At 63.9% G+C, this 22,277-nt stretch carries 19 protein-coding genes; 9 read left to right on the forward strand and 10 right to left on the reverse strand.

Annotated elements, in window-relative coordinates; all coding sequences use genetic code 11:
• Nucleotides 1–177: 177 nt before the first annotated feature.
• The 9 genes from PMI35_RS09995 to PMI35_RS09955 form a co-directional block, all read right to left on the reverse strand.
• Complete coding sequence (locus PMI35_RS09995) at nt 178–1,233, reverse strand: AraC family transcriptional regulator (protein WP_032831832.1); 1,056 nt, start codon at nt 1,231–1,233, stop codon at nt 178–180.
• A gap of 3 nt (nt 1,234–1,236) precedes the next feature.
• A complete protein-coding gene (locus tag PMI35_RS09990) occupies nt 1,237–2,367 on the reverse strand; it encodes a carbon-nitrogen hydrolase family protein (protein WP_008062473.1) in 1,131 nt (376 codons plus the stop codon).
• Between the two features lie 9 nt (nt 2,368–2,376).
• Nucleotides 2,377–2,574, reverse strand: coding sequence for a hypothetical protein (locus PMI35_RS35970; protein WP_202949505.1), 198 nt, complete (start codon nt 2,572–2,574; stop codon nt 2,377–2,379).
• Between the two features lie 10 nt (nt 2,575–2,584).
• Nucleotides 2,585–3,940 (reverse strand): spinster family MFS transporter, encoded by a 1,356-nt coding sequence (locus PMI35_RS09980; RefSeq protein ID WP_008062476.1) that lies wholly within the window; start codon nt 3,938–3,940, stop codon nt 2,585–2,587.
• Nucleotides 3,941–4,020: 80 nt separating this feature from the next.
• The gene (gene dmpG / locus PMI35_RS09975; RefSeq protein WP_008062478.1) at nt 4,021–5,052 is read right to left on the reverse strand and encodes a 4-hydroxy-2-oxovalerate aldolase; all 1,032 of its coding nucleotides are present in this window, start codon (nt 5,050–5,052) and stop codon (nt 4,021–4,023) included.
• Nucleotides 5,053–5,062: 10 nt separating this feature from the next.
• Nucleotides 5,063–5,995 (reverse strand): acetaldehyde dehydrogenase (acetylating), encoded by a 933-nt coding sequence (locus PMI35_RS09970; protein WP_008062480.1) that lies wholly within the window; start codon nt 5,993–5,995, stop codon nt 5,063–5,065.
• A gap of 37 nt (nt 5,996–6,032) precedes the next feature.
• Complete coding sequence (locus PMI35_RS09965; RefSeq protein ID WP_008062482.1) at nt 6,033–6,824, reverse strand: fumarylacetoacetate hydrolase family protein; 792 nt, start codon at nt 6,822–6,824, stop codon at nt 6,033–6,035.
• A gap of 68 nt (nt 6,825–6,892) precedes the next feature.
• Entirely contained in the window at nt 6,893–7,666 is a 774-nt protein-coding gene (locus tag PMI35_RS09960; RefSeq protein ID WP_008062485.1) for a glucose 1-dehydrogenase, read from the reverse strand.
• Nucleotides 7,667–7,727: 61 nt separating this feature from the next.
• A complete protein-coding gene (locus tag PMI35_RS09955; RefSeq protein ID WP_008062486.1) occupies nt 7,728–8,708 on the reverse strand; it encodes a flavin reductase in 981 nt (326 codons plus the stop codon).
• 217 nt (nt 8,709–8,925) lie between these two features.
• Between PMI35_RS09955 and PMI35_RS09950 the strand changes: the two genes are divergently transcribed.
• The 7 genes from PMI35_RS09950 to PMI35_RS09920 all read left to right on the forward strand — a co-directional run bounded on the left by PMI35_RS09950 (nt 8,926) and on the right by PMI35_RS09920 (nt 19,522).
• On the forward strand, nt 8,926–10,362 hold the full coding sequence (locus tag PMI35_RS09950; protein ID WP_008062487.1) for a coniferyl aldehyde dehydrogenase: 1,437 nt from the start codon (nt 8,926–8,928) through the stop codon (nt 10,360–10,362).
• 61 nt (nt 10,363–10,423) lie between these two features.
• Nucleotides 10,424–12,019 (forward strand): amidase, encoded by a 1,596-nt coding sequence (locus tag PMI35_RS09945; RefSeq protein ID WP_008062488.1) that lies wholly within the window; start codon nt 10,424–10,426, stop codon nt 12,017–12,019.
• 132 nt (nt 12,020–12,151) lie between these two features.
• On the forward strand, nt 12,152–13,339 hold the full coding sequence (locus PMI35_RS09940; RefSeq protein ID WP_008062489.1) for an acyl-CoA dehydrogenase family protein: 1,188 nt from the start codon (nt 12,152–12,154) through the stop codon (nt 13,337–13,339).
• A gap of 90 nt (nt 13,340–13,429) precedes the next feature.
• Nucleotides 13,430–15,139: an FAD-dependent oxidoreductase gene (locus tag PMI35_RS09935; protein ID WP_008062491.1), complete on the forward strand. Its 1,710-nt coding sequence runs from the start codon at nt 13,430–13,432 to the stop codon at nt 15,137–15,139.
• A 9-nt stretch (nt 15,140–15,148) separates the two neighbouring features.
• On the forward strand, nt 15,149–16,843 hold the full coding sequence (locus PMI35_RS09930; protein ID WP_008062494.1) for an FAD-binding protein: 1,695 nt from the start codon (nt 15,149–15,151) through the stop codon (nt 16,841–16,843).
• Nucleotides 16,840–17,868: a ferredoxin--NADP reductase gene (locus PMI35_RS09925; protein WP_008062495.1), complete on the forward strand. Its 1,029-nt coding sequence runs from the start codon at nt 16,840–16,842 to the stop codon at nt 17,866–17,868. Before PMI35_RS09930 ends, PMI35_RS09925 begins: the two co-directional genes overlap by 4 nt.
• Before the next feature lie 22 nt (nt 17,869–17,890).
• A complete protein-coding gene (locus PMI35_RS09920) occupies nt 17,891–19,522 on the forward strand; it encodes a FadD3 family acyl-CoA ligase (protein WP_008062496.1) in 1,632 nt (543 codons plus the stop codon).
• On the opposite strand, the gene PMI35_RS09915 is transcribed toward PMI35_RS09920, so the two are convergent.
• Nucleotides 19,519–20,304 (reverse strand): enoyl-CoA hydratase, encoded by a 786-nt coding sequence (locus tag PMI35_RS09915; protein WP_008062499.1) that lies wholly within the window; start codon nt 20,302–20,304, stop codon nt 19,519–19,521. The genes PMI35_RS09920 and PMI35_RS09915 overlap by 4 nt on opposite strands.
• A 149-nt stretch (nt 20,305–20,453) precedes the next feature.
• Here PMI35_RS09915 and PMI35_RS09910 point away from each other — a divergent pair, with 149 nt between their 5' ends.
• Together PMI35_RS09910 and PMI35_RS09905 are read left to right on the forward strand one after the other, a co-directional pair.
• Nucleotides 20,454–21,239: an SDR family oxidoreductase gene (locus PMI35_RS09910; protein WP_008062500.1), complete on the forward strand. Its 786-nt coding sequence runs from the start codon at nt 20,454–20,456 to the stop codon at nt 21,237–21,239.
• A gap of 57 nt (nt 21,240–21,296) precedes the next feature.
• Nucleotides 21,297–22,274 (forward strand): bifunctional MaoC family dehydratase N-terminal/OB-fold nucleic acid binding domain-containing protein, encoded by a 978-nt coding sequence (locus tag PMI35_RS09905; protein WP_008062502.1) that lies wholly within the window; start codon nt 21,297–21,299, stop codon nt 22,272–22,274.
• The last annotated feature ends 3 nt before the right edge of the window (nt 22,275–22,277 follow it).

Below are 22,277 nucleotides of genomic sequence, written 5' to 3' on the forward strand. Positions count from 1 at the left end.
GCGTCATTTTTATTTCATGCGGGCACTTTAGGCTCAAGGCGCTGGTCATTTATTCAGACGTTTTTCAATGGGCTGTGGGGGATTCGAAAATGGACGATTATCAAGAAGAGCTGCTCGAGTATCAGGCGTTTGAACTGGACCCACTGGAGCCGGCCGAAGACGCCACCGAGCTCTAACTTAAAGCTTGCTGCTGGTGGCTGTTTCCCTGCGACTGCGACGAAAGTCGCCAGGTGTCTGGGCGGTCCAGCGCTTGAAGGCGCGTTGAAAGGCTTCGGCTGAAGCAAAACCCAGCAGATAGGCGATTTCTCCGAACGCCAGTTCTGTGTCGCGAATGTAGGTCATGGCCAGGTCGCGACGGGTGTCGTTGAGAATCGCGCGAAATTGCGTGCCTTCTTCGGCGAGTTTGCGGCGCAAGGTCCACACCGGCAGTTTCAGGCGTGCCGCCACTTCTTCCAGGTCGGGTTCCCGGCCACCATTGAGCAATGGCCCCAGCAGCTGGGTGATGCGTTCACGCAGGCTACGGGTGCGGGTCAATTGCTCCAGCTCCCGCTCGCACAATTGCAGCAGATGCCGCCAGGTGCTGGGGCAGTGCTCGGGGTTGCGCTGGGCAAGGCTGGCCAGGCTCAGGCGCAACTGATTGTGCTCGGCGCCAAACTGGATCGGGCAGTCGCCCAGCACCTCGTAGGCCGTGCGGTAATCGGGCGCGTCGAACTCGATGTCGATGCGTTCGGCGCGCAGCCGGGCAGGGCTGACGCTGGACAATTGCTGCAACCAGCCGCCGATGATCGAGTCCACCACGAAGCGGTTATAGCTGTTGTAGGGGCTGATGGAATAGAAGCGCAACCAGGCACCCTGAGGGTCCTCGTGGAAGCTCGATTGGCCGCGATAGTTGGAGCCATACAAGGCTTCGAAGCGAATCAGGCAGCGCGCCGCCTCACGCACCGTCGGTGCCTGGGCGGCCGTGACGCCGGCAAGGCCGGCCTGGCTCAGGCGGCTGAGCTGGCCCATCCGCAAGCCGAGTGCCGGGTTGCCGGTCAACTGGATGGCTGCGTGACCCAGGCGCATGTAGCGCGGGATCGAGAGACGGGCACCGGCTTCACCCAGTCGGGCCGCATCAAGGCCGTATTGCTCGAGCAGTGGCTGCGGATCTGTCCCGTGGCTGCGCACGGCGTCGGCCAGGCTGTGGACAAAGCCCACCGATAGATCTCCCAGGCGCATGGGGACGGGTTTCATGCCCTACAGCCAAAGGTTCAGCAAGCGCGCGCCCCGGGCCTTGCCATCGGCGAAATGCCGGCCGTTGCTGCTGAGAAAACTCTGTCCGGCACTGCCCTGATCCCAGAACTGTCCACGCAGGAATACGCTCATGCCGGCGATGGCCTGGCTGGCGGGGGCTTGGGTGCTCAGGTTGAGGCGTTGCCAGGCCTGGCCTTCACTGACTTCCCCGGCCTTGAGGCTGACGGAGCCGGGTGTCGATGAGTCCCTGTAGCCGCGCCACGGCTGGTCCCAGCTACCGCGGCCGGCAACGAACGCCGGGACGGCGACCAGCTGTGCCTGTTGAGTGTCGAGTTTGCGGTAGTTGTCCGGGTACCAGCTGTCGCTGCCGATCAGCACGCCCAGGCGCCCGGCCGGAGTATCGACGACATTGAGGGTGTGTTCGCCGTTGGCCTTGATCGCCTCCTGCTGCTCGAAAACCGGATGCATCTGGCGCTGGGGCTGGCCGATGGGCAGCCCATCGCGGCCAAACACCACGCTGCTGTTGAATAACGCACCACGACCGATTTTCAGCGTACCGTCGATGACACTGGGTTCTGGGAGCACGATGGAGCCTGCCACCAGGGTGACGTGAAACTCCTTGGCCAGCCCGCCGAACAACGCCTGGTAATCCCTGGCCATGCCTTTGGCTTTCATGCGCAGGTGCGCGTCTTCGATACGGCTGTCGCCCTCGGCACCGATCAGCGCGCGGAGGAACTTCAAAGGATTGCTCACGGCCAGCCAGTTCATGGCCTCCTTGAACGTGGTGGCCTGGTACAACTCGTCCTTTTCGCCGCTGACCATCAGCCAGGTGCCAACATGTTCCGGCAATACGACGATGGTTTTTTCATTCAGCAGGCCCTGATCCCGGGCCGTCTGCAAGTAGGCGGCGAGTTTGCGGTGCAAGCGTTCGGGGCTTTGGTAGTCGGTGGGAAACAGCTCGGGCTGGATGCCCAGCAAATTGCCACGGTCAGCAGGTGTGCCCTGGTCGACGGCGACATCGATCCGCAGATCCGAGAGGTAAAGGCCCGGCGGGCGATCCGCGGCCCACATTGCGTAGGTCGCAAGAGCGGCGACCAGCGCCATGGAGAAAGTCAGGTACAGAAGTTTGCGCATGGGGAACAGTCAACGGTCATGAGCAGGGCATGACTTTTCACTAGGATTTGCACCGAGGATAAAGGGAATCAACGCCTTAGTGGGCAATTTCGTTTTTTTTCTGATTTTTTTCTTTTGCGACAGCGAGTCCCACAATGAAATGTGTTCGGGTACAACGTCTGGCCAACCGAGCGCGTCGAAGTGGATCGCCTCGTATTTCTTGAGCATGTCGAACCCGTCACCCGGCATCACTTCCTGCCGATACCGGCCCAAGGGATGACGGCGATGTTGTAGTGGTTTGGTTCAGTGTCAAATGCTGATAGGTCCGCCAGAGCAGAATGATCGCAATGACGAGGGTGCAACTGACCAGCAGCAAGGCGTAACGCAACGACTCTCCAGCGAACATCGGCATCAGGGCATCGCTGAGCAAGCCGGTGGCCAGCGGGCCGATGCCGACGCCACACAGGGTCGAGATGATGGTCTGCAGCGCTACACCGGTCGCGCGACGGTGCGCCGGTACCAGCTGGGTCAGGAGCGAAAACGAGGGGCCAACCCACCAGACGGAGAAGAAGCTGGTCAGGGCGCACCAGAGCATGGCGGTGGGCACCGGTACTGTGCCTGCGTACAGGAGGATGTCGCGGGGCCAGATCAGGTAGATGACCATCGCGCAGCCACCGAGCAAATGACCGATGACCGGGATGCCGATTTGCCAGTGCGGGTTCTTCACCGCCAGGCGGTCGGTCAGCCAGCCGCTGAACAGCGCGCCGAGTCCGGCGCAAGTGCCGCCGACCAGGCCGGCGAGGATGCCGGCGTATTGCAGGGGCATGTCGTGGGAGCGCACCAGGAAACTGGCGTTCCACATGGCGTAGGCATAGGCGCTGAAGCTGGTGATGCCGCAAGCCAGCACCAGGCAGCGGTAGGCCGGTTGGGCCAGCAGCGCGCGGGCGCTGCCCAGCAGGCTTTGCACCGGGTGCGCGGTGTGCGTGTGGCTGAGGTCAAACCGACCTCGTGCCGGATCGCGCATCACGAAGGCGAATACCGCACTGATCACCAGGGCCGGCAGCGCGACGGCAACGAAGGCGCTTCGCCAACCATGGTTGTCGACCACCCAGGCGCCGACGCTGAGGGCGATGATCGTCGAAAAAGTCGGTGCTGCGGTGTAGCAACTGATGGCAAACGAGCGCCGGTGCGGCGGGTAGACATCGGCGATGATCGACATGGAGGTGGAGGTGCTCGGAGACTCGAACACGGCCACGGCCATGCGCGCGATCACCAGCATCGCAAAGCTTGTGGACAGGCCGCAGGCCACGGTGGCCAAGGCCCACAACAGGCAGGACACGGCGAGCAGGCGCGTGCGCGGCAGGTGGTCGGCCAGGCGCCCGGCGGGCAAGCCCAGCAGCACGTAGACCGCCGCAAAGGCCAGGCCGGAGACCAGGCCCATGGCGGTGTCGCTGGCGCCGAACTCCCGTTTGATCGGTTCGATCATCACGGCAATGATCTGCCGCCCGACAAAGCTGTCGGCGTACATCATCGCGAGCAGAAACAGCAGGCCATGGCTGCGCCAGCCAGTGGGTTGAGGGTGCGTACTGCTCATGGGTGACTCCTGGCCAGGCGATGTATCCGGGGCAGGGGGCCAGGCGGTGCCTGGGCCCCTGTAGTGCGCTCAGGCTTTGCTCAGGCGCTGGCTTGGCGTTGCCTGGCCAGGGTCATGGCGGTGTCTTCGATCATGTCTTCCTGGCCACCGACCATGCCGCGCCGGCCCATCTCCACCAAAATTTCCCGCGCGGAGACGCCGTACTTTTTCTCGGCACGCTTGGCGAACAGCAGGAACGAGCCGTAGACACCGGCATAACCCATGGTCAGTGCATCGCGGTCACTACGGATCGGGAAGTCCATGATCGGCACCACCAGATCCTCGGCAACGTCCTGGATGCCAAAGACGCTGACTCCGGTTTCGATACCCATGCGGTCGCAGACGGCAACCAGCACTTCCATCGGTGTATTGCCCGCGCCAGCGCCCAGACCTGCGCAAGCGGCGTCGATGCGAGTGGCGCCCGCGGCGATCGCCGCGATCGAGTTGGACACGCCCATCGACAGGTTGTGGTGGCCATGAAAGCCAATTTCGGTGTCGGGCTTGAGCGCCGCGCGCAATGCGCTCACTCGCGCGCTGACATCATGGGGCAACAGGTAGCCCGCCGAATCTGTAATGTAGATGCAATTGGCGCCGTAGCTTTCCATCAGCTTGCCCTGGTCGACCAGGCCTTGCGGGCTGTTCATATGGGCCATCATCAGAAAGCCGACGGTGTCCATGCCCAGCTTGCGGGCCGCGGCAATGTGCTGCTCGGAAACGTCAGCTTCGGTGCAGTGGGTAGCGACGCGAATGGTGTTGACGCCCAGTTCGTAAGCCATGTGCAGGTGATCGACCGTGCCGATACCCGGCAACAGCAGCGCCGAGACCTTGGCGTTTTTCATCAGCCCGATGACGGCCGATAAATATTCCTCGTCACTGTGCGCTGGAAACCCGTAGTTCACCGAGCTGCCGCCCAGGCCATCGCCATGGGTGACTTCGATCAAGGGTACGCCGGCGGCGTCCAGGCCACAGGCAATGTCTTTCATTTGCTGCAAGGTGATCTGGTGGCGTTTGGGGTGCATGCCGTCACGCAGGCACATGTCGTGGACGGTGATTTTTTTGCCGTGAAGGTCCATGGCGCGCTCCTTAGACGGTGGCAGGTTGTGGGGTGCTGGTGGCGCCGAGAGTCAGCGCGCCCTTGAGCATTTCTTCGGCAAACATTTCGGCAGTGCGCGCCGCAGCGGCGGTCATGATGTCGAGGTTGCCGGCATAGGTGGGCAGGTAGTCACCCAGGCCTTCGACTTCCATGTAGATCGACACCCGATTGCCGTCGAACACTGGACCGTTGACCAGTTTGTAGCCGGGCACATAGCGCTGGACCTCCTCGATCATGGCCGCGATCGAGGCGCTGATGGCCGCCTGGTCGGGCTCGGTTTCGGTCAGGCAATGCACGGTGTCACGCATGATCAACGGTGGTTCGGCGGGGTTGACGATGATGATCGCCTTGCCTTTTTTCGCGCCGCCGACCTGTTCCACGGCGGCGGCGGTGGTGCGGGTGAACTCATCGATGTTCTTGCGTGTGCCCGGGCCCACCGATTTGGAGGCCGCGGTGGCAATGATTTCGGCATAGGCCACCGGTTGCACGCGGGACACAGCGGCTACCAGTGGAATGGTCGCCTGGCCGCCGCACGTGACCATATTGACGTTCATCGCGCCGAGGCCGAGGTTGTGCTTGAGGTTGACGGGAGGCACGCAGTAGGGACCGATGGCTGCCGGGGTCAGGTCGATCATCAATACGCCCAAGGCGTTGAGCTTGCGGCTGTTCTCGGCATGCACGTACGCGGAGGTCGCATCGAAGGCGATCTGGATACCGTCTTGCAGTACATGCGGCAGCAGACCGTCGACGCCTCCGCTGGTGGTCTTCAGACCCATTGCTGCGGCGCGGGCCAGACCTTCGGAGGTGGCATCGATACCCACCATCCAGACCGGCTCCAGTACTTCGCTGCGCTTGAGTTTGTACAACAGGTCGGTGCCGATGTTGCCTGGCCCGATGAGGGCGCATTTGATCTTTTTGCTCATGGCATTGTTCTCGATCAGAAGAAGAGTGGGCGACGATTCAGGGCACGAAATTCAAGTGCATCTCGCCCAGGCCGCTCAGCGACAGGCTGATGATGTCTCCCGGGGCGACCGGGACCAGCGGTGCCAATGCACCGGACAGAATGATTTCACCCTTGCGAAAGGGGATGCCCAGCTTGCCCAGGGTATTGGCCAGCCAGGCCACGGCGGCGCAGGGGTGGCCTTGTACCGCCGAGCCCAGGCCGCTGCCCACGTGGTAGCCGTTCTTGAACATCTCTAACCGGACCTTGGCCAGGTCCAGCTCACGGGGATTGACGCGTTGCTGGCCGAGGGCGAACACGCCGCAGGAGGCATTGTCGGCAACGGTGTCCTGAATGCGGATCTGCCAGTTCTCGATCCGCGAATCGACAATTTCGAAGCACGGCAGTACCCACTCGCTGGCCGACAGCACATCGTCGGCGCTGATGTCGGTACCTTGCAGGTCTTCGCCAAGTACAAAGGCGATCTCGCCTTCGGCCCGCGGCTGTACCAGGCGGTGTGCGGCAAAGCTGATGTCGCTGCCATCGGCGACCTGCATACGGTCGGTCAGAAAGCCGAAATCCGGTTGATGGACATCCAGCATTTCTTGCACGGCGCGGCTGGTAACGCCGATCTTCTTGCCGATCACCTGCTCACCCAGGGCTTCACGCCGGGCCAGGAAGCGCAGGGAAATTCGGTAGGCCTCATCGAGGCTGATGGCCGGGTAGCGCTGGGTCAGCGGCGTCAGGCTTTGGCGTGCTTGAAGGGCGTTGAACAGTTCGTCGCCCAAGGATTCAATCAGGTGCGCATCCATGGAAAGGTCGCTCTGTGGCAAGTGAATGAAATGCCGGACGACTTGCAGCAGCGCCCGGCAACAAGGCCTCAACCCGGCCAGACGCTGGAATCGGCACCGCCATCGACATCAATGATTTTGCCGGTGACCCACGCGGAGGCGGGGCAGGCCAAATACAGGGCGGCGGCAGCGATATCTTCCGGCTGGCCCAGGCACTTGAGCGGGGTGTTGGCTTCCATCGTGCTGCGCATGCTGTCGGGCATGACCCCGGCCAGGGCGTCGGTGAGGATCGGTCCCGGTGCCACCGCATTGACCCTGATCTGCGGCGCGAACTCTTGTGCCAGCAGGCGTGTCAAGTGGGTCAGCGCAGCCTTGGCAGTGCCATAGGCGCTGAAATGGCGCTGGGCATAGCGGGCCGCGACCGAGGTGATATTGATGATGTTGCCGCCCCCGGCTTCGCGCATCAGCGGGACGCACTGCTGCGCCAGGGCGTAGGCGGCGGTGACGTTGAAGTTCATCACCTGCTCGAAATCTTCCGGGCTCATCGTCAGCGGGTCGTTCGGGCCACCACCGCCGGCGTTATTGACCAGGTGGGTAATGCGACCCATCTGTTCGCGGGCGTTGCTGACCAGTGCAATGCGCTGTTCGCTGTCGGTGACATCGCAGCTCAAGGCCAGGGCGCGACGCCCACGGCTTCGCACTTCTTCAGCGACGGCCTCAATATCTTCCAGCGAGCGGGCGCTGCAGACCACATCGGCACCGGCATCGGCGTAGGCCAGGGCAATGGCGCGACCGATGCCACGGCCGCTGCCGGTGACAATGGCGACACTGCCAGCAAGGTTGAAGCGTTGCAGAATGCTCATGGCTGTCCTTGTTGTTCCAATGAATCGGTTGCTGTCTCAAGCGTTGCGACGCAGGTCGCACTCAGCGCGGTGCCCACAGGTCCGGCAGGCCTGGGTCGGAGGTGGCGATCAGGCGCTTGAGCAGCACCTTGAGTGCCTGGGCATCACCGGCACCCAGGCGCGTGGAAATATCTTCCTCGACGGCTTTGGCCAAGGCGACTTCCTGCATCGATGCCTCACGCCCATCGGCGGTCAGCACATAGCGCACCTCCTCGCCGTCAATCTCCCGGGCCACCAGGTTCTGGCGTTCGAGAAAGCGCATGCTCGAAGCACTGACCACATGACCGGTGTAGCCGACGAATGTGTTGATCTCATCCAGGGTCAAGTTGTCGCGAATGCACAGGGTCGAAAGGATGAAAAAAGCGTGCTCATCGAGCTGCTGGTTTTTCAGCAGGCGTCGCAACGCAAACAGCATCTGGTAGTGCGAGCGGCCGAGCAGGTAACCGAGCAAGTCTTCGGTGTAGCTGCATTCGGGCGGCGGCGGGGTGGTTGCCAGGCGCAGCTCGCTGCGTGGCTTGCGCATCGCCAGGGCGTATTGGCCGCTCTGGAAGGCCAGCGGCGCACGGTCGCTGTGGTCGAAGGCGAGCACTTCGCCGACGAAGATCACATGGTCGCCACCTTCATACTGGAACGCCGTGCGGCACTGGAAGCGCGCCGTGCAGTCCTGCAGCAAGGGTGCACCACTGATCCCGGTGTCGAGCTGGATTTCGGAAAACTTGTCTTCGCCCTGGCGGGCAAAGCGTCCGGACAATGACTCTTGCTCGGTCGACAGGACGTGCACGTTCCAGTGGCCGCCGCTGCTGAAGACCGGCAGACTGCGGGCGGTCTTGGACAAACTCCAGAGCACCAGCGGCGGATTGAGCGAGACCGAATTGAAGCTGTTGGCGGTGATACCAACCGGTGAGCCATCTTCGGCCTGGGTGGTGACGATCGTCACCCCTGTTGTAAAGGTGCCGAGCGCGGCGCGAAACGCTTGAGGGTCGAAACTGGCGGGCGTTGCCATGATGTGCCTCATGGAAAGAGTGTGCGTGGTGGCAGTATTCCTCGCGAAACGGGGATTCACATCGTCTCAACGGACTAACGTTTTTGGCCCACTCGTCCACTTGGACGAGGCGGCTGGCGGGGGCTGGGGCTAGTTTGCAGTTCGGGGCGTTGTGCAATGACGGCCATGGTGGGTGCAGAGGTGTAGCGCTGGCCCTTGTAAAGTTGAGGAGGCACCAATGAGTTGTGCAATTTCATCCGTCGACGGTCTGTCGGCCCTGTTGCTTGATCAAAAAACCGCGTTCAACGCCCAGGGTGCCGTCAGTGCGCCGCAACGGCGTGAACGAATCCAGCGCGTGATCGACATGCTGGTGGCGCACCACCAGGCGCTGGCAGAGGCCATGGATAGCGATTTCGGCGGTCGCCCCCAGGGGTTCTCGTTAATGAATGATGTGCTGGGCTCTTTGGGCTCGCTCAAACACGCGCGCGACCATCTGGAAGGCTGGATGCAGGACGAGCCTCGGCAAGTCTTCAGTCCCTACGATCATCTCGGCGCCCGCGCCTGGGTGATGTATCAGCCCAAGGGCACGGTGGGTATCCTGGGCACCTGGAACGCGCCGCTGTACACCTTGCTCAGCCCTTTGGCTTCGGCGCTGGCGGCGGGTAACCGGGCGATTCTCAAGCCTTCGGAAGTGGTGCCGCGGACGGCCGCGCTGGTGGCGAAACTGTTCAGCGAGCTGTTCGACCCGCTCGAAGTGGCCGTGGTCACCGGCGGTGCGGACCTGGCCCAGGCCTTCACGGCGCAGCCATTCGATCATCTGGTGTTTACCGGCAGCACCGCCGTGGCCAAATCGGTGATGCGAAATGCAGCCGATAACCTGGTGCCCGTGACCCTGGAGCTGGGCGGGAAGTCGCCGGTCATTATCGGGCGCAGCGCCGAGCTGGGGACCGCGGCCTTTCGTATTGCCCTGTCCAAGACCACCAACAGCGGCCAGGTCTGCATCAACCCGGACCTGGTCTACGTGCCGCGTGAGCAACTGGAAAGCTTCCTCGACGTGTTCGCCAGCGTTTACCGCGAATTGATCCCCGAGGTGAGTGACAACCCGGATGTGGTGGCGGTGGTCAACGCCCAGCACCTGGCCCGGGTTGAAAACCTGGTCGAGCAAGCCCGGCACGCTGGCGCCAGGGTCGAGAGCCTGCCTCACGCACAACCGGTCGATCCGCAAAACCGCCGTCGTCCGCTGCAGCTGGTGATCGACCCGCCTCAAGACAGCCTGATCATGCACGAAGAAATTTTCGGGCCGGCGATGGTGGTATTGCCCTACGACGACGTCGAGCAGGTCATTGCCCATATAAACGGCCGCCCGCGACCGCTGGCCCTTTACTACTTTGGCAATGATGCCCGGGAGCAGGACCATGTGCTGACGCACACCTTGTCGGGCGGCGTCACCCTCAATGACGTGATGATGCATGCCGCCTTGCATGACGCGCCCTTTGGCGGTGTCGGCGCGTCGGGCATGGGGCACTATCACGGCCGCGAAGGCTTTATCGAGTTCAGCCATCTGCGCACGGTACTCAAGGCCCCGGAACACGATCCACGCCGCGAATGGGGTTTGCTGCCGCCCTACAGTGAGCACTTTCTCGCCGCGATGGTGGCGCAGATCACCCCGGACTGACCGGGGTTGCCGGCGTGAGTTATCCGACATGAAAAACACAATAAAAAACGGAATTCAGCACATGGAACACAACACTTTGCCACATGGCGACACTGCTGCTGCACCCTGCGCCGATGCCGTTGACGGTTGGCCGCGACGCCAGGTTCTCAAGGCCGGCGCTGTAGCGCTGGGCGTAGGGCTTCTGGGGCGTTTTGCCGATGTCCGTGCTGCCAGCGGGTTGTCGGCCAGCGACTATCAGAACCTGGATGCCTGGGCGATGGTCAAGGGCCTGCAGGCCGGCCACTTCAGCGCCGAGGACTTGCTGGCCGCGGCGATTGCCCGCTGTGAGCTGGTCAATCCGCAAATCAATGCGGTCAACATGCGCCATGACGATTATGCCCATGCGCTGCTGGCGGCCAGGCGCAAGGCCGCCACCCAGGCCCAGGGTTCGCTGGCGGGCGTGCCGATCCTGCTCAAGGATCTCAACACGTACCTGCAAGGTACGACCACCAGCAACGGCAGCCGTCTGTTCAAGGATGCGCCGCCGGCGAGCCTGACCAGCACCTTGATCCGCCGTTATGAACTGGCCGGGGCAGTACCTTTCGGCAAGGCCGCCAGCCCGGAATTCGGCCTGACCACGACCACCGAGTCGCTGGCCTGGGGGCAAACCCGCAATCCCTGGAACCTGGCGTTGAGCGCTGGTGGATCTTCCGGTGGCTCCGCCGCGGCGGTGGCTGCCGGCATCGTGCCGGTCGCCCATGCCACCGACGGCGGTGGCTCGATTCGCATTCCAGCCTCCTATTGCGGGCTGGTCGGGCTTAAACCGACGCGCTACCGCACCCCAAGCGGGCCGACGCGCCTTGAAGGCTCGTTCGGTGCCAGTGTCGCCAACGTGGTCTCGCGCAGCGTGCGCGATACCGCCTTGTTCCTCGACGCCGGGCAGGGCCATGAGCCCGGTAGCCCGTATTGGACCCAGCCGTTGCCACGGTCCTATGTCGAGGAAACCGGCCGCGAACCCGGTCGTCTGCGGGTGGGCCTGGTGCGTGAGTCGCTGACCGGTGCGCCGTTGGACCCGGCCATTGCCAAGGTCCTGGATGAGACAGTCAAGCAGTTGCTCGGCCTTGGTCACGAGGTGGATGAACTGCGCTTGCCGATTCAGGCCCAGCAGTTGTTCGGCGCTCATGGAGTGGCGATCGGCAATTCCTTGCTGGCGATGGTCGATGACCGTGAAAAGGCACTGGGGCGCACATTGGGGCCGCAGGATCTGGAAATCATCACCTTTGGTGTGCTGGAGCGAGCGAGCAAGGCCACGGGTGAGGGCGTCGTCCGCGCACGGCATGCGTTTGAAGACATCAGCATGGCCATGGAACAGCAGTTCGAGCGTTTTGATGTGATCCTCTCACCGGTCACCTCCAGCCTGACACCGGCATTGGGCGAACTCTCGCTCAACCAGCCCTACGAAAGCTACGCACGCAAGGCCATGGGCAGCGCCGGTTTCACCGTGCTGGCCAACGTCAGCGGGCAACCGGCCATTTCATTGCCGCTGGGCATGAGTGACAGCGGTCTGCCAGTGGGCATGATGTTCACCGCTCGCCTGGGCGCCGAAGACGTGCTGCTGCGATTGGCTTCGCAACTGGAGCAGGACCGTCCCTGGGCCGCCAGGCGCGCAGCGATTTAAGCCTGTAACGGCACCAGGGATGGCGCCGCGCAACTGTTCTCTAGTCCGCTTTGACGATGAATAATCGTTTGCTGCGTTCGATCATCAACCAAGGCTCGCGCAACCGCGCAACGAGATTGGGAGAACGAACGGATGGACAGCATGCGAGTAAAAACGCGGGAAGAAATCCAACTGCTGGAACAGGCTCGGCGCCTGGTGCCGGCACTCAAGAACCGCACCGCGCGAGCTGATCGCGAGTTCCGGGTTCCTGACGAAACGATATACGAGCTGCAGCAGGCCGGTCTGTTGCGAGCGCTGCAGCCCCGGGCATTCGGCGGCTACGAGGTCGACCCGCGAACCTTTTTCGAAATCCAGATGATCCTCGCCGAAGGCTGCATGTCCACGGCATGGATCTACGGTGTGATGGGCGTACACCCCTGGCAGCTGGCGCGTTACCCGATCGAAGCCCAGCGCGACGTCTGGGGCCAGGATCAATCGACGCTGATTTCCTCCACCTACATGCCGGTGGCCAAGGTCACCGTGGTTGAAGGCGGCTACCGCATCAGCGGGCGCTGGGGATTTTCCAGCGGCAGCGAACACTGTCAATGGTGCTTGCTGGGTGGCGTACTGCCGGCCGATGGCGACCAGGCGGCTGAGCACGGTACCTTCCTGATCCCGCGCAGCGACTACCGTATCGAGCATAACTGGGACGTCCTGGGGCTGCGCGGCACCGGCAGCCACGACATCGTGGTCGAGGATGCCTTCGTGCCGGCACACCGGGTGCAACGCACCAACAACAACACAATCGACGCAACGCCGGGACGCCTGGTCAACACCAACCCGATCTACGCCATTCCCTTTGCCCAGGTGTTCACCCGGGCGGTGTCCTCATCGGCCATCGGCGCCTTGCAGGGGGCGATCAACGAGTTTCGCGCCAGCGCCGCCGCGCACATCGGCAAACACGGGATGAAAACCGCCGATGATCCGGTGGCACAAACCACGGTGGCGGAGGCCACGATCACCGTCGACAGCCTGAGGCTGGTGCTTGAGCGCAACTACGCGCACCTGATGCAACTGGCCGAGGCGGGCGAGTACCCGGACGTGGAAACCCGTTTGCTGTACCGCTACCAATCCTCTTATGTCACCAACATCTGCGCCGAGAAGGTCAACGAACTGCTGCGCTGCATGGCCGCCTCGGGGTTGTACAACACCAATCCGGTGGCACGCCTGTTCCGCGACCTGCACCAGGCGCGCGGGCATATCGCCAACAACTACATGGCCTTCAGTCGCAGCCTCGGAGCCGTGCAGATGGGCTTGCCCAACCCCGACCCGTACGTATGAGTCGTACCCGGGCCTGCACGCAGGCCCGGGCCTGCCAACCCCTGGCCGGCATGCCGGGATCTTTGCGAATACAGCCAAGGCACAAGAACAATGACAGCTAAAGCTCAGCCTGTTTCTCACTATGACGTGATCGTCGTCGGCTCCGGCGCAGGGGCAATGACCTCGGCGCTGTTTGCCGCCGACCAGGGTCTGTCGGTATTGGTTGTGGAAAAAAGCGACAAGTTCGGCGGCACGTCGGCGATCTCCGGCGGCGGCATCTGGATTCCCAACAACCATTATTTTGCTGCCAAGGGTGGTCAAGACAGTTTTGAACTGGCGCTGCGCTACCTCAAAGCGGCCACGGGTGAGCATGGCGATGAAAAGCGCTTGCGCGCCTACCTCAAACACGCGCCGCAGATGATCCAGGCCCTGGAACACACCAGCCACGTGCGCTACGCCGTGGCGCAGAAATATCCCGATTATTACCCGCAACTGCCAGGCTCCCTGGCGGGCGGGCGCACCCTGGACCCGGAGTTGTTCGACACCAGTCTGTTGGGTGACGAACTGGTGAACCTGCGCGCACCTTCACCTTCGACCCTGCTGATGGGGCGTATTGCCTGGACTGCCCGGCATGCGCACAAGGCCATGTCCCGCTCGTTCGGCTGGCGCTTGCTGATCCTCGGCCTGATGCTGCGCTACAAGCTGGATTTCAAGTGGCGTCGCAAGAGCCGTCGCGATCGCCGCGCCGCCCTGGGCAGTTCCCTGGTTGCCTCCCTGCGCCGTTCCCTGATGGACCGCAACATCCCGTTGTGGCTCAACACCGACTTCCAGTCGCTGCTGACCGAGGATGGCCGCGTCAGTGGCGTGCAGGTCTGCCGGAACGGTGAGACGTTGCATCTGCATGCCCGGCGTGGGGTGATCTTCGGCTCTGGCGGCTTCGAGCAGAACCAGGCGCTGCGCGAGCGCTACCTGCCGCAGCCGACCCAGCGGGACTGGAGCGCCACGCCGCCGGGCAACAACACCGGCGCCGCGCTGGAGGCCGGAGTTGCGCTGGGGGCGGCAACGGCCCTGATGGACTGGGCCTGGTGGGCGCCGACCATTGCCGTGCCGGGCGAAGACAAGCCACGGGGCGTGTTTGCCGAGCGGGCATTCCCGGGGGCCCTGGTGGTCAACAGCCTGGGCCGGCGTTTCGTCAACGAGGCGGCCCCGTACCTGGAATTTGTCGACGCCATGTACCGCGACAACCAGAACACCGGTGGGCAGTCGATACCGGCCTGGGTGATCTTCGATGGGCACTTTCGCTTCAACTACGCCATGGGGCCGTTGATGCCGGCCCAGGTCATGCCCGACAGCCGCCTGCGCAAGCAATGGCTCAATTCCCTGTACTTCAAGGCGGACAGCCTGTCGGCGCTGGCGGCGCAGATTGGCGTCGACGGTGCGGGGCTTGCGCAGACCGTGGCACGCATGAACGAGTTCGCCCGCAGTGGCGTCGATACCGACTTCGGCCGTGGCGGCAACATTTTCGACCGTTACTACGGCGACATGAATGTGAAGCCCAACCCGTGCCTGGCGCCGCTGAGCAAGGGACCGTATTACGCCATGCGCCTGGATGCTGGCGACATCGGCACCAAGGGCGGGCTGCTGACCAACGAGCACGCCCAGGTCGTCAGTCAGGACGGCGAAGCGATTCCCGGCCTGTATGCCATTGGCAACTGCTCGGCGTCCGTGATGGGCACCAGCTATCCCGGCGCGGGCGGGACCCTCGGGCCAGCCATGACCTTTGGCTACATCGCGGCCAACCACATTGCCGCGCAACGCTGAGGAGCTGCCATGCCTGCCGCTGTGAACTCAACCTGTACCCCGATCCAGCCGGCCTTGCAGGTGGCCGACGCCGACGCCGTGCACTGGGATGATCAGTGCGACGTGCTGGTCATCGGCTGGGGGGCGGCGGGTGCCTGCGCCGCCCTCGAAGCCCGTGCCAACGGCGCCGATGTGCTGGTGGCCGATCGTTTTACCGGCGGTGGTGCCAGCGCCAAGAGCGGCGGCGTCGTCTACGCCGGCGGTGGCACCCGCCAGCAAACGGCCGCAGGCTTTGCCGACACGCCCGAGGCGATGTTCACCTACCTGCGGCACGAGACCCAGGGTGTGGTAACTGATGCCACCTTGCGGCGCTTTTGCCAAGACAGCGTGGCCAACCTGGCCTGGCTGGAAGGCCATGGCGTGCCCTATGCCCACAGCATGCCGCCGGGCGGCAAGACTTCGTACCCCTCGGACGGCCACTTTCTCTACTACTCCGGCAACGAGCTGGTGCCATCGCACCGCAATGAGCTGCCACCAGCCCCCCGCGGCCATCGCACCGTGGGCAAGGGCCAATGCGGCGCGGTGCTGTACTCGCACCTCAAGGCTGCCTGCCTGCGCAACGGTGTACGCCCCAAGCTCCAGGCGGCTGCCCGGCGCCTGGTGATTGACCCCACGGGGCAGGTGTTGGGCGCCGAACTCTGGTGCCTGCCGGCCGGCAGTGCACAGGCGCAGTTGCATGCCAGATGGGCCACACGGGCCGAGCGCCTGCAGAACTTCGCCCCACGGTACTGCGACAAGTTGCGCCAGCGCGTGCATCAACTGGAGTGTGATTTCGCCCGTCCGCAGCTGGTACGTGCCCGACGTGGGGTGGTGCTGAGTACCGGCGGGTTCATCTTCAACCGTGAGCTGATCAGCCAGCATGCGCCAAAGTTTCGTCGCAACTTCAAGGTCGGGGCGACCGGCTGCGATGGCAGCGGCCTGCGCCTGGGGCTCAGTGCCGGCGCGGTGGGGGATCGACTGCAGCGGGTCTCGGCCTGGCGCTTCATCAACCCGCCGCTGTGCTGGCCCAAGGGCATTGTGGTCAATACCCTCGGCCAGCGTTTCGTCAACGAAGAAGTCTACGGGGCGACGCTGGGCCAACCCCTGTGCGAAGAGCAGGGTGGCAAGGCGTGGCTGGTGCTGGATGCGCGCTTGCGCGGCCAGTCGATCAAGCAGGCGCTGTTCGCCGGTTACTGGTGGTTCCAGAGCCTGCCGGCACTGTTGCTGATGCTGCGCGGGGTGCGCAAGGGCCAGAGCATCGAGCAGTTGGCCCAGGTCACGGGCATGCGTGCCGATGTGCTGCGTGGCTCCTTGCTTGCCTACAACGCCGCCGCACGGGGTGACGCCGAAGATGCCTTCGGCAAATCCCGCGACAGCCGCCAGGTGCTCGATCAGGGGCCGTTCTACGCCTGCGATATTTCGGTCGGCAACCCCGTTTTTCCCTTGGGCGCGCTGACCCTGGGCGGGCTCAAGGTCGATGAAGCCAGTGGCGCGGTGGTGGACGACCAGGGGCAGCCGATCCCCGGCCTCTACGCGGCCGGGCGCACCGCCATCGGCATTCCTTCGCACCTGTACGTCAGCGGCCTGTCGCTGGCCGATTGTGTGTTTTCCGGGCGGCGTGCCGGGCGGTCGCTGACGACTGCCGGGACCCGCGTCGAAGTCGAACCCAGCGAGCAATTGATATGAGCCTGGACTACCTGACAGTGCGCGTGGCGCGCGTGATTGAAGAGACCGCCGACAGCCGCTCCCTGGAGTTCGAGCTGCCAGAGGCGCTGGCGCAACGTTTCCGTTATCGCCCCGGGCAATTCCTGACCCTGCGGGTGCCGCACCAGGGCGGCTGGCTGCCACGCTGCTATTCGCTGTCGAGCACACCGCTGCTCGATGAGCCGCTGCGCGTCACGATCAAGCGGGTGCGCGACGGGCGCGCCTCGAACTGGCTGTGCGACGCCGTGCAGGCGGGTGACAGCCTGCAGGTGCTGGTGCCGGCCGGGGTCTTTGTACCGCGCCAGCTGGACACTGACCTGCTGTTGTTCGGCGGCGGCAGCGGCGTGACCCCGTTGCTGTCGATCTTGCGTTCGGCGCTGTTGACGGGTTCCGGGCGGATCCTGCTGATCTACGCCAACCGTGACGAAGCCTCGGTGATCTTTCGCGACTCGCTCAAGGCCCTGGCCAGTGCGCACCCGCAGCGCTTGCAGGTGGTGCACTGGCTCGACTCGGTGCAAGGCATTCCGGCGGTGAGCCAGCTGGCGGAACTGGCCCGGCCGTTTGCGCGAGCCGAAGCGTTTATCTGCGGTCCCGGACCGTTCATGGATGCCGCCGTCAGCGCCTTGCAGAGCCTGGATATGCCCACCGCGCAGATCCATGTCGAACGTTTCGTTTCCCTGCCCGAAGAGGGCGCGGTCACGGCGCCGGTCATCGTCGATACCAACCAGCCGGCCAGCCAGCTTTCGGTGCGCCTGGACGGTGAAGAATTCGAGGTGCCTTGCGCCGAAGGCGAAACCCTGCTCGATGCCATGCGCCGGGCGGGTCTGAAACCGCCAAGTTCCTGCCTGGTCGGCTCCTGCGCCACCTGCATGTGTACCGTCGAAAGTGGCGAAGTGCAGATGCTGCGCAACGATGCCCTTGATCAACAGGAAATGGACCAGGGCTGGACGCTGGCGTGCCAGTCCCTGGCCCGCAGCGAGCACCTGCGGGTGCTCTTTCCCGAATAACCCGATAGCCGAGTTTGTCACTATGACCGCATGTTCCGCATTACCGGGCACCTTGACTGCCTGGAACCCGTTGCCCTTGTCGATTCCCGCCTTGCTGTTCGCCAGTGCCGAACGCTTCGCCGGCCGGGCGGCCATCGAGCAAGACGGTATAGCCACCGATTACCGTGATTTACCGGCATTGGCGCTCGGTGTCTGCCGCAGCCTGATGGCACTGGGAATCGAGGCGGGCGACCGCGTGGCGATCTGGGCACCGAACTGCCGCGATTGGGTGATCGCAGCCTTGGGCGTGCATTGCGCAGGGGCGGTACTGGTACCGATCAACACCCGCATGAAAGGTGCGGAGGCCGCCGACATCCTGACCCGCAGCCAGGCGCGTGTGTTGTTGATGCAGGGCGAGTTTCTCGGCCTGGACTACCAGGCGATGCTGGCGCCGCTACGCCCGGCCAGCCTGGAGCAACTGGTGGTCATGGGGCTGGCGCAACCGCGGTTGACCACCGACCTTGGCTGGGACGGTTTTCTCGCCAGGGGCGAGCCGGTCAGTGAGGTGCAAGCCCGCCAGCGTGCGGTGGCGGTCGGTCCGCGGCACTTGTCGGACTTGCTGTTCACCTCAGGCACCACGGGCAAACCCAAGGGGGTGATGAGCGCCCATGGGCAAACCCTGCGCGCGTACAACGAATACGTCAGGGTGATTGGCCTGCAGCCCGGTGACCGTTACCTGATCATCAACCCGTTTTTCCATGCCTTTGGCTACAAGGCCGGCTGGCTGACCTGCCTGCTGGCCGGTGCGACCATCCTGCCCCATGCGGTGTTCGACGCCGAAGCGGTGTTCCAGCGCATCGCCGCCGAGCGCATCAGCGTACTGCCGGGGCCCCCGACGCTGTACCTGTCGATGCTGGCGCACCCGCGCCTGGCCGAGACCGACCTGTCGAGCCTGCGCATTGCCGTGACCGGATCATCGACCATCCCGCCGGTGCTGATCGAACGCATGCGCAAGGAACTGGGAGTCGCCGTGGTGACCACTGCCTACGGCCTGACCGAATGTGGCGGCCTGGCAACCATCTGCAACCCGGATGATCCCGCCGACATCGTCGCCGCCACCAGCGGGCGGGCGATCGAAGGCACCGAAGTGTGCATCCGTTCGGCTGACAACCAGCCCGTGGCGGCGGGGGAGTCGGGGGAAATCTGCCTGCGCGGTTTCCACGTGATGCAGGGTTACTTCAACGACCCCGAGGCCACGGCCCAGGCCATCGATGCCGACGGCTGGCTGCACACCGGTGATATCGGCAACCTGGATGCCGAGGGTAACCTGCAGATCACCGACCGGCTCAAGGACATGTTCATCGTCGGCGGCTTCAACTGTTACCCGGCAGAGATCGAGGCGGGGCTGATCGAACACTCGGCCATCGCCCAGGTGGCGGTGATCGGGGTGGCGGATGAGCGCATGGGAGAAGTGGGTTGCGCCTGCGTGGTGTTGCGCCAGGGCCGGGAACTGGACGAGCCATCGCTGATCGCCTGGGCGAGGGAGCGCATGGCCAACTACAAGGTGCCGCGCCAGGTGCGGTTCTTCGAGGCGCTGCCGGTGAACGCCTCGAACAAGGTGGTCAAGAGCGAGTTGCGCGCAGCAGTGGCGGGCCAGGCCCGCTCCTGCCCTTAGCGGCCCTCGAACTGCGCAGGCCTTTTCTCGATAAAGGCCTGCATCCCTTCCTTCTGGTCCCGCGAGGCGAACAGCAAGGCATTGGCCTTGCGCTCCAGCGCGAGGCCGGTCTCCAGCGGAGCATCCATGCCCGCGAGTATGACTTCCTTGATCTGTTCGGCGGCCAGCGGCGGCATGGCGGCAATCAGCTGGGCCAGTTTCAGGGCATGGGTTTGTACCTGATCGTCATCCACCACCTCGCTGACCAGGCCGCTGACCCAGGCTTCTTCGGCGGTAATCGGCTGCCCGGTCAGGGCCATGCGCATGGCCTTGGCCTTGCCTACCGCGCGTACCAGGCGCTGGGTGCCACCAATGCCGGGCATGATGCCGATGCGGATCTCCGGTTGGCAAAACCGCGCGCTGCGCCCGGCCACGATGATGTCGGCGAGCATGGCCAGCTCGCAGCCACCGCCATAGGCGTAGCCGCACACGGCCGCTATCACGGGCTTGGGGCAATGCTGGATGGGTGCCCAGACCCGCTCGGTATGGCGCTGGTAGATATCGATCGGGCCGACCCCGGCCAGGCTGTTGATATCGCCACCGGCGGCGAACACCTTGTCGCCTCCGGTCAAGAGGATGCAGCGCACCTCGGGATTGTCCCCCAGTTCGCTGAAGTACTGCGACAGCAGGGCCTGCAGCTCAAGGCTCAGGGCGTTGGTGGCGTGTGGGCGGTTAAGCCGCAGCAGGGCGACACCGGGGGTCGGGTACTCCAGCAGTACCGGCGCGGGCAGTGAGTCGGACATGGTCAACCTCAGGTCATGGGCACCAGCGGGCGGGCGCCGTTTGGCGGATTGTTGCGAGCGCGGCGCGCCGCTTCATCGTCCGTTCAGACGACGTGGCCGGGCGACTTTGTCCCTAGAGTGATCCTCAACACAAGCATGAGGAGCGTGCCATGAGTGGTCACTCGGGGCTGGATTACAACGGCAAGGTGGTATTGGTCACCGGCGGAACCAAAGGCATAGGTGCGGGCATTGCCCGTAGCTTTCTCGCCGCGGGTGCCAGGGTGATCGTGTGTGGGCGCAACGCGCCGGAACAATTGCCAGGCGTGGAGGGCGCACGGGCGGACTTCATCGCCGCCGACGTGCGAGACCAGGTCTCCCTGCAATGCCTGTTCGACACTATCCGCAGCGACTACGGGCGCCTCGACGTGCTGATCAACAACGCCGGTGGCAGCCCGTCAGCCGACGCCGCGAGCGCCTCGCCGCGGTTTCATGAGGGGATCATCCGCCTCAACCTGATTGCCCCGCTCAACGTCGCCCAGCAAGCCAACCTGATGATGCAAACCCAGGACGAGGGCGGTTGCATCGTCTTTATCGGCAGCATCAGCGGGCTGCGCGCCTCGCCGGGCACCGCGGCCTATGGTGCGGCCAAGGCCGGGGTACTGGCGCTGGTGCAATCGCTGGCAGCGGAATGGGCGCCCAAGGTGCGGGTTGTGGCCGTGAGCCCGGGGCTGGTGCGTACCGAACTTTCACACGTGCACTACGGCGATGAAGCCGGTATCGCCGCCGTCAGTGCCGGTATCCCGGCAGGACGCATGGCCCTGCCGGAGGATATCGGCAATGCCTGTCTGTACATCGCGTCCAGGCTGGCTGGTTACGCCAGTGGATGCAATTTGTTGCTACATGGCGGCGGTGAACGCCCGGCTTATCTCAGTGCGGCGCAGGTCGCGCCGCACTGATCGACCCACGTCGGCGTTGCAGTACCGGGCGCCGCTTTGAACACGCAGGAGACGAACTTGGCTGATCCAGAATTGCTATCCAAAGTACGCGCCCTGGTTGGGCGCCAATACGGTCGCGTGAACGCCTGGGATGAAGTGAACGCACCGATGATTCGCCAGTGGTGCGAAGTCATCGGCCTTGAAAATCCGCTCTACACCGACCCCTTGACGGCAGCCAGCAGCTGCAACGACGGGATTATCGCGCCGCCACCCATGCTGCAGATCTGGTGCATGGAAGGCTTCCACATCAACAACTACGCCCCGGGCTCGACCACCGAGAACCCGTATGAAGTGCTTGGACTGATGGATGCCTACGGCTATCCGTCGGTGGTGGCGGTGAACTCCGAGCTGACCTTCGAACGCAACCTGCGCCTGGGTGAAAAGCTCTACTACACCACGCGCCTGGAGTCGGTCGGCGATGAAAAGACCACGGGCCTTGGCACCGGCTTTTTCGTCACCCTGGTCATGACCTACTTCTCGCAACAGGCCGCTGGCGACGAAAAGGTCGGCGAGCTGTTGTTCCGGGTCTTCAAGTTCCGCCCGGCCAGCGTGGAAAAGGTCGAGGCGCAGCCCCAGGCGAGCGTCGAACCGGTGGTGGCCAAGCGGCCGACCCCCGGCATGAGCGACGACACGCGGTTTTTCTGGGAAGGCTGCAAGCAAGGCCAGCTGTTGATCCAGCGCTGCACCCAGTGCGCCACCTTGCGGCATCCGCCGGCACCGGTGTGTATCGAGTGTCACTCGTTCGACTGGGACACCCTGCAAGCCAGCGGCAAGGGGCGGTTGTATTCCTTTGTGGTGATGCACTACCCGCAAGTGGCGCCATTCGATCATCCCAATCCGATCGGCCTGATCGAGCTGGACGAAGGCGTGCGCCTGATCGCCGGCCTGGTGGGCGTCAAGCGTGAAGACATCAGCATCGGCCAGCGTTTGCAGGTCGAATTCCAGACCTTCGACGACGATCTGGCGTTGCCGATGTTCCGGCCGTTGGCAGAGTAGGGG

The sequence above is a fragment of the Pseudomonas sp. GM78 genome, assembly GCF_000282475.1.
GTDB lineage: Bacteria > Pseudomonadota > Gammaproteobacteria > Pseudomonadales > Pseudomonadaceae > Aquipseudomonas.

Coding starts and splice junctions, on each gene's coding strand:
- PMI35_RS09995 (WP_032831832.1), bottom strand. CDS start 1,233: ATGAAACCCGTCCCCATGCGCCTGGGAGATCTATCGGTGGGCTTTGTC.
- PMI35_RS09990 (WP_008062473.1), bottom strand. CDS start 2,367: ATGCGCAAACTTCTGTACCTGACTTTCTCCATGGCGCTGGTCGCCGCT.
- PMI35_RS35970 (WP_202949505.1), bottom strand. CDS start 2,574: ATGCTCAAGAAATACGAGGCGATCCACTTCGACGCGCTCGGTTGGCCA.
- PMI35_RS09980 (WP_008062476.1), bottom strand. CDS start 3,940: ATGAGCAGTACGCACCCTCAACCCACTGGCTGGCGCAGCCATGGCCTG.
- dmpG (WP_008062478.1), bottom strand. CDS start 5,052: ATGGACCTTCACGGCAAAAAAATCACCGTCCACGACATGTGCCTGCGT.
- PMI35_RS09970 (WP_008062480.1), bottom strand. CDS start 5,995: ATGAGCAAAAAGATCAAATGCGCCCTCATCGGGCCAGGCAACATCGGC.
- PMI35_RS09965 (WP_008062482.1), bottom strand. CDS start 6,824: ATGGATGCGCACCTGATTGAATCCTTGGGCGACGAACTGTTCAACGCC.
- PMI35_RS09960 (WP_008062485.1), bottom strand. CDS start 7,666: ATGAGCATTCTGCAACGCTTCAACCTTGCTGGCAGTGTCGCCATTGTC.
- PMI35_RS09955 (WP_008062486.1), bottom strand. CDS start 8,708: ATGGCAACGCCCGCCAGTTTCGACCCTCAAGCGTTTCGCGCCGCGCTC.
- PMI35_RS09950 (WP_008062487.1), top strand. CDS start 8,926: ATGAGTTGTGCAATTTCATCCGTCGACGGTCTGTCGGCCCTGTTGCTT.
- PMI35_RS09945 (WP_008062488.1), top strand. CDS start 10,424: ATGGAACACAACACTTTGCCACATGGCGACACTGCTGCTGCACCCTGC.
- PMI35_RS09940 (WP_008062489.1), top strand. CDS start 12,152: ATGGACAGCATGCGAGTAAAAACGCGGGAAGAAATCCAACTGCTGGAA.
- PMI35_RS09935 (WP_008062491.1), top strand. CDS start 13,430: ATGACAGCTAAAGCTCAGCCTGTTTCTCACTATGACGTGATCGTCGTC.
- PMI35_RS09930 (WP_008062494.1), top strand. CDS start 15,149: ATGCCTGCCGCTGTGAACTCAACCTGTACCCCGATCCAGCCGGCCTTG.
- PMI35_RS09925 (WP_008062495.1), top strand. CDS start 16,840: ATGAGCCTGGACTACCTGACAGTGCGCGTGGCGCGCGTGATTGAAGAG.
- PMI35_RS09920 (WP_008062496.1), top strand. CDS start 17,891: ATGACCGCATGTTCCGCATTACCGGGCACCTTGACTGCCTGGAACCCG.
- PMI35_RS09915 (WP_008062499.1), bottom strand. CDS start 20,304: ATGTCCGACTCACTGCCCGCGCCGGTACTGCTGGAGTACCCGACCCCC.
- PMI35_RS09910 (WP_008062500.1), top strand. CDS start 20,454: ATGAGTGGTCACTCGGGGCTGGATTACAACGGCAAGGTGGTATTGGTC.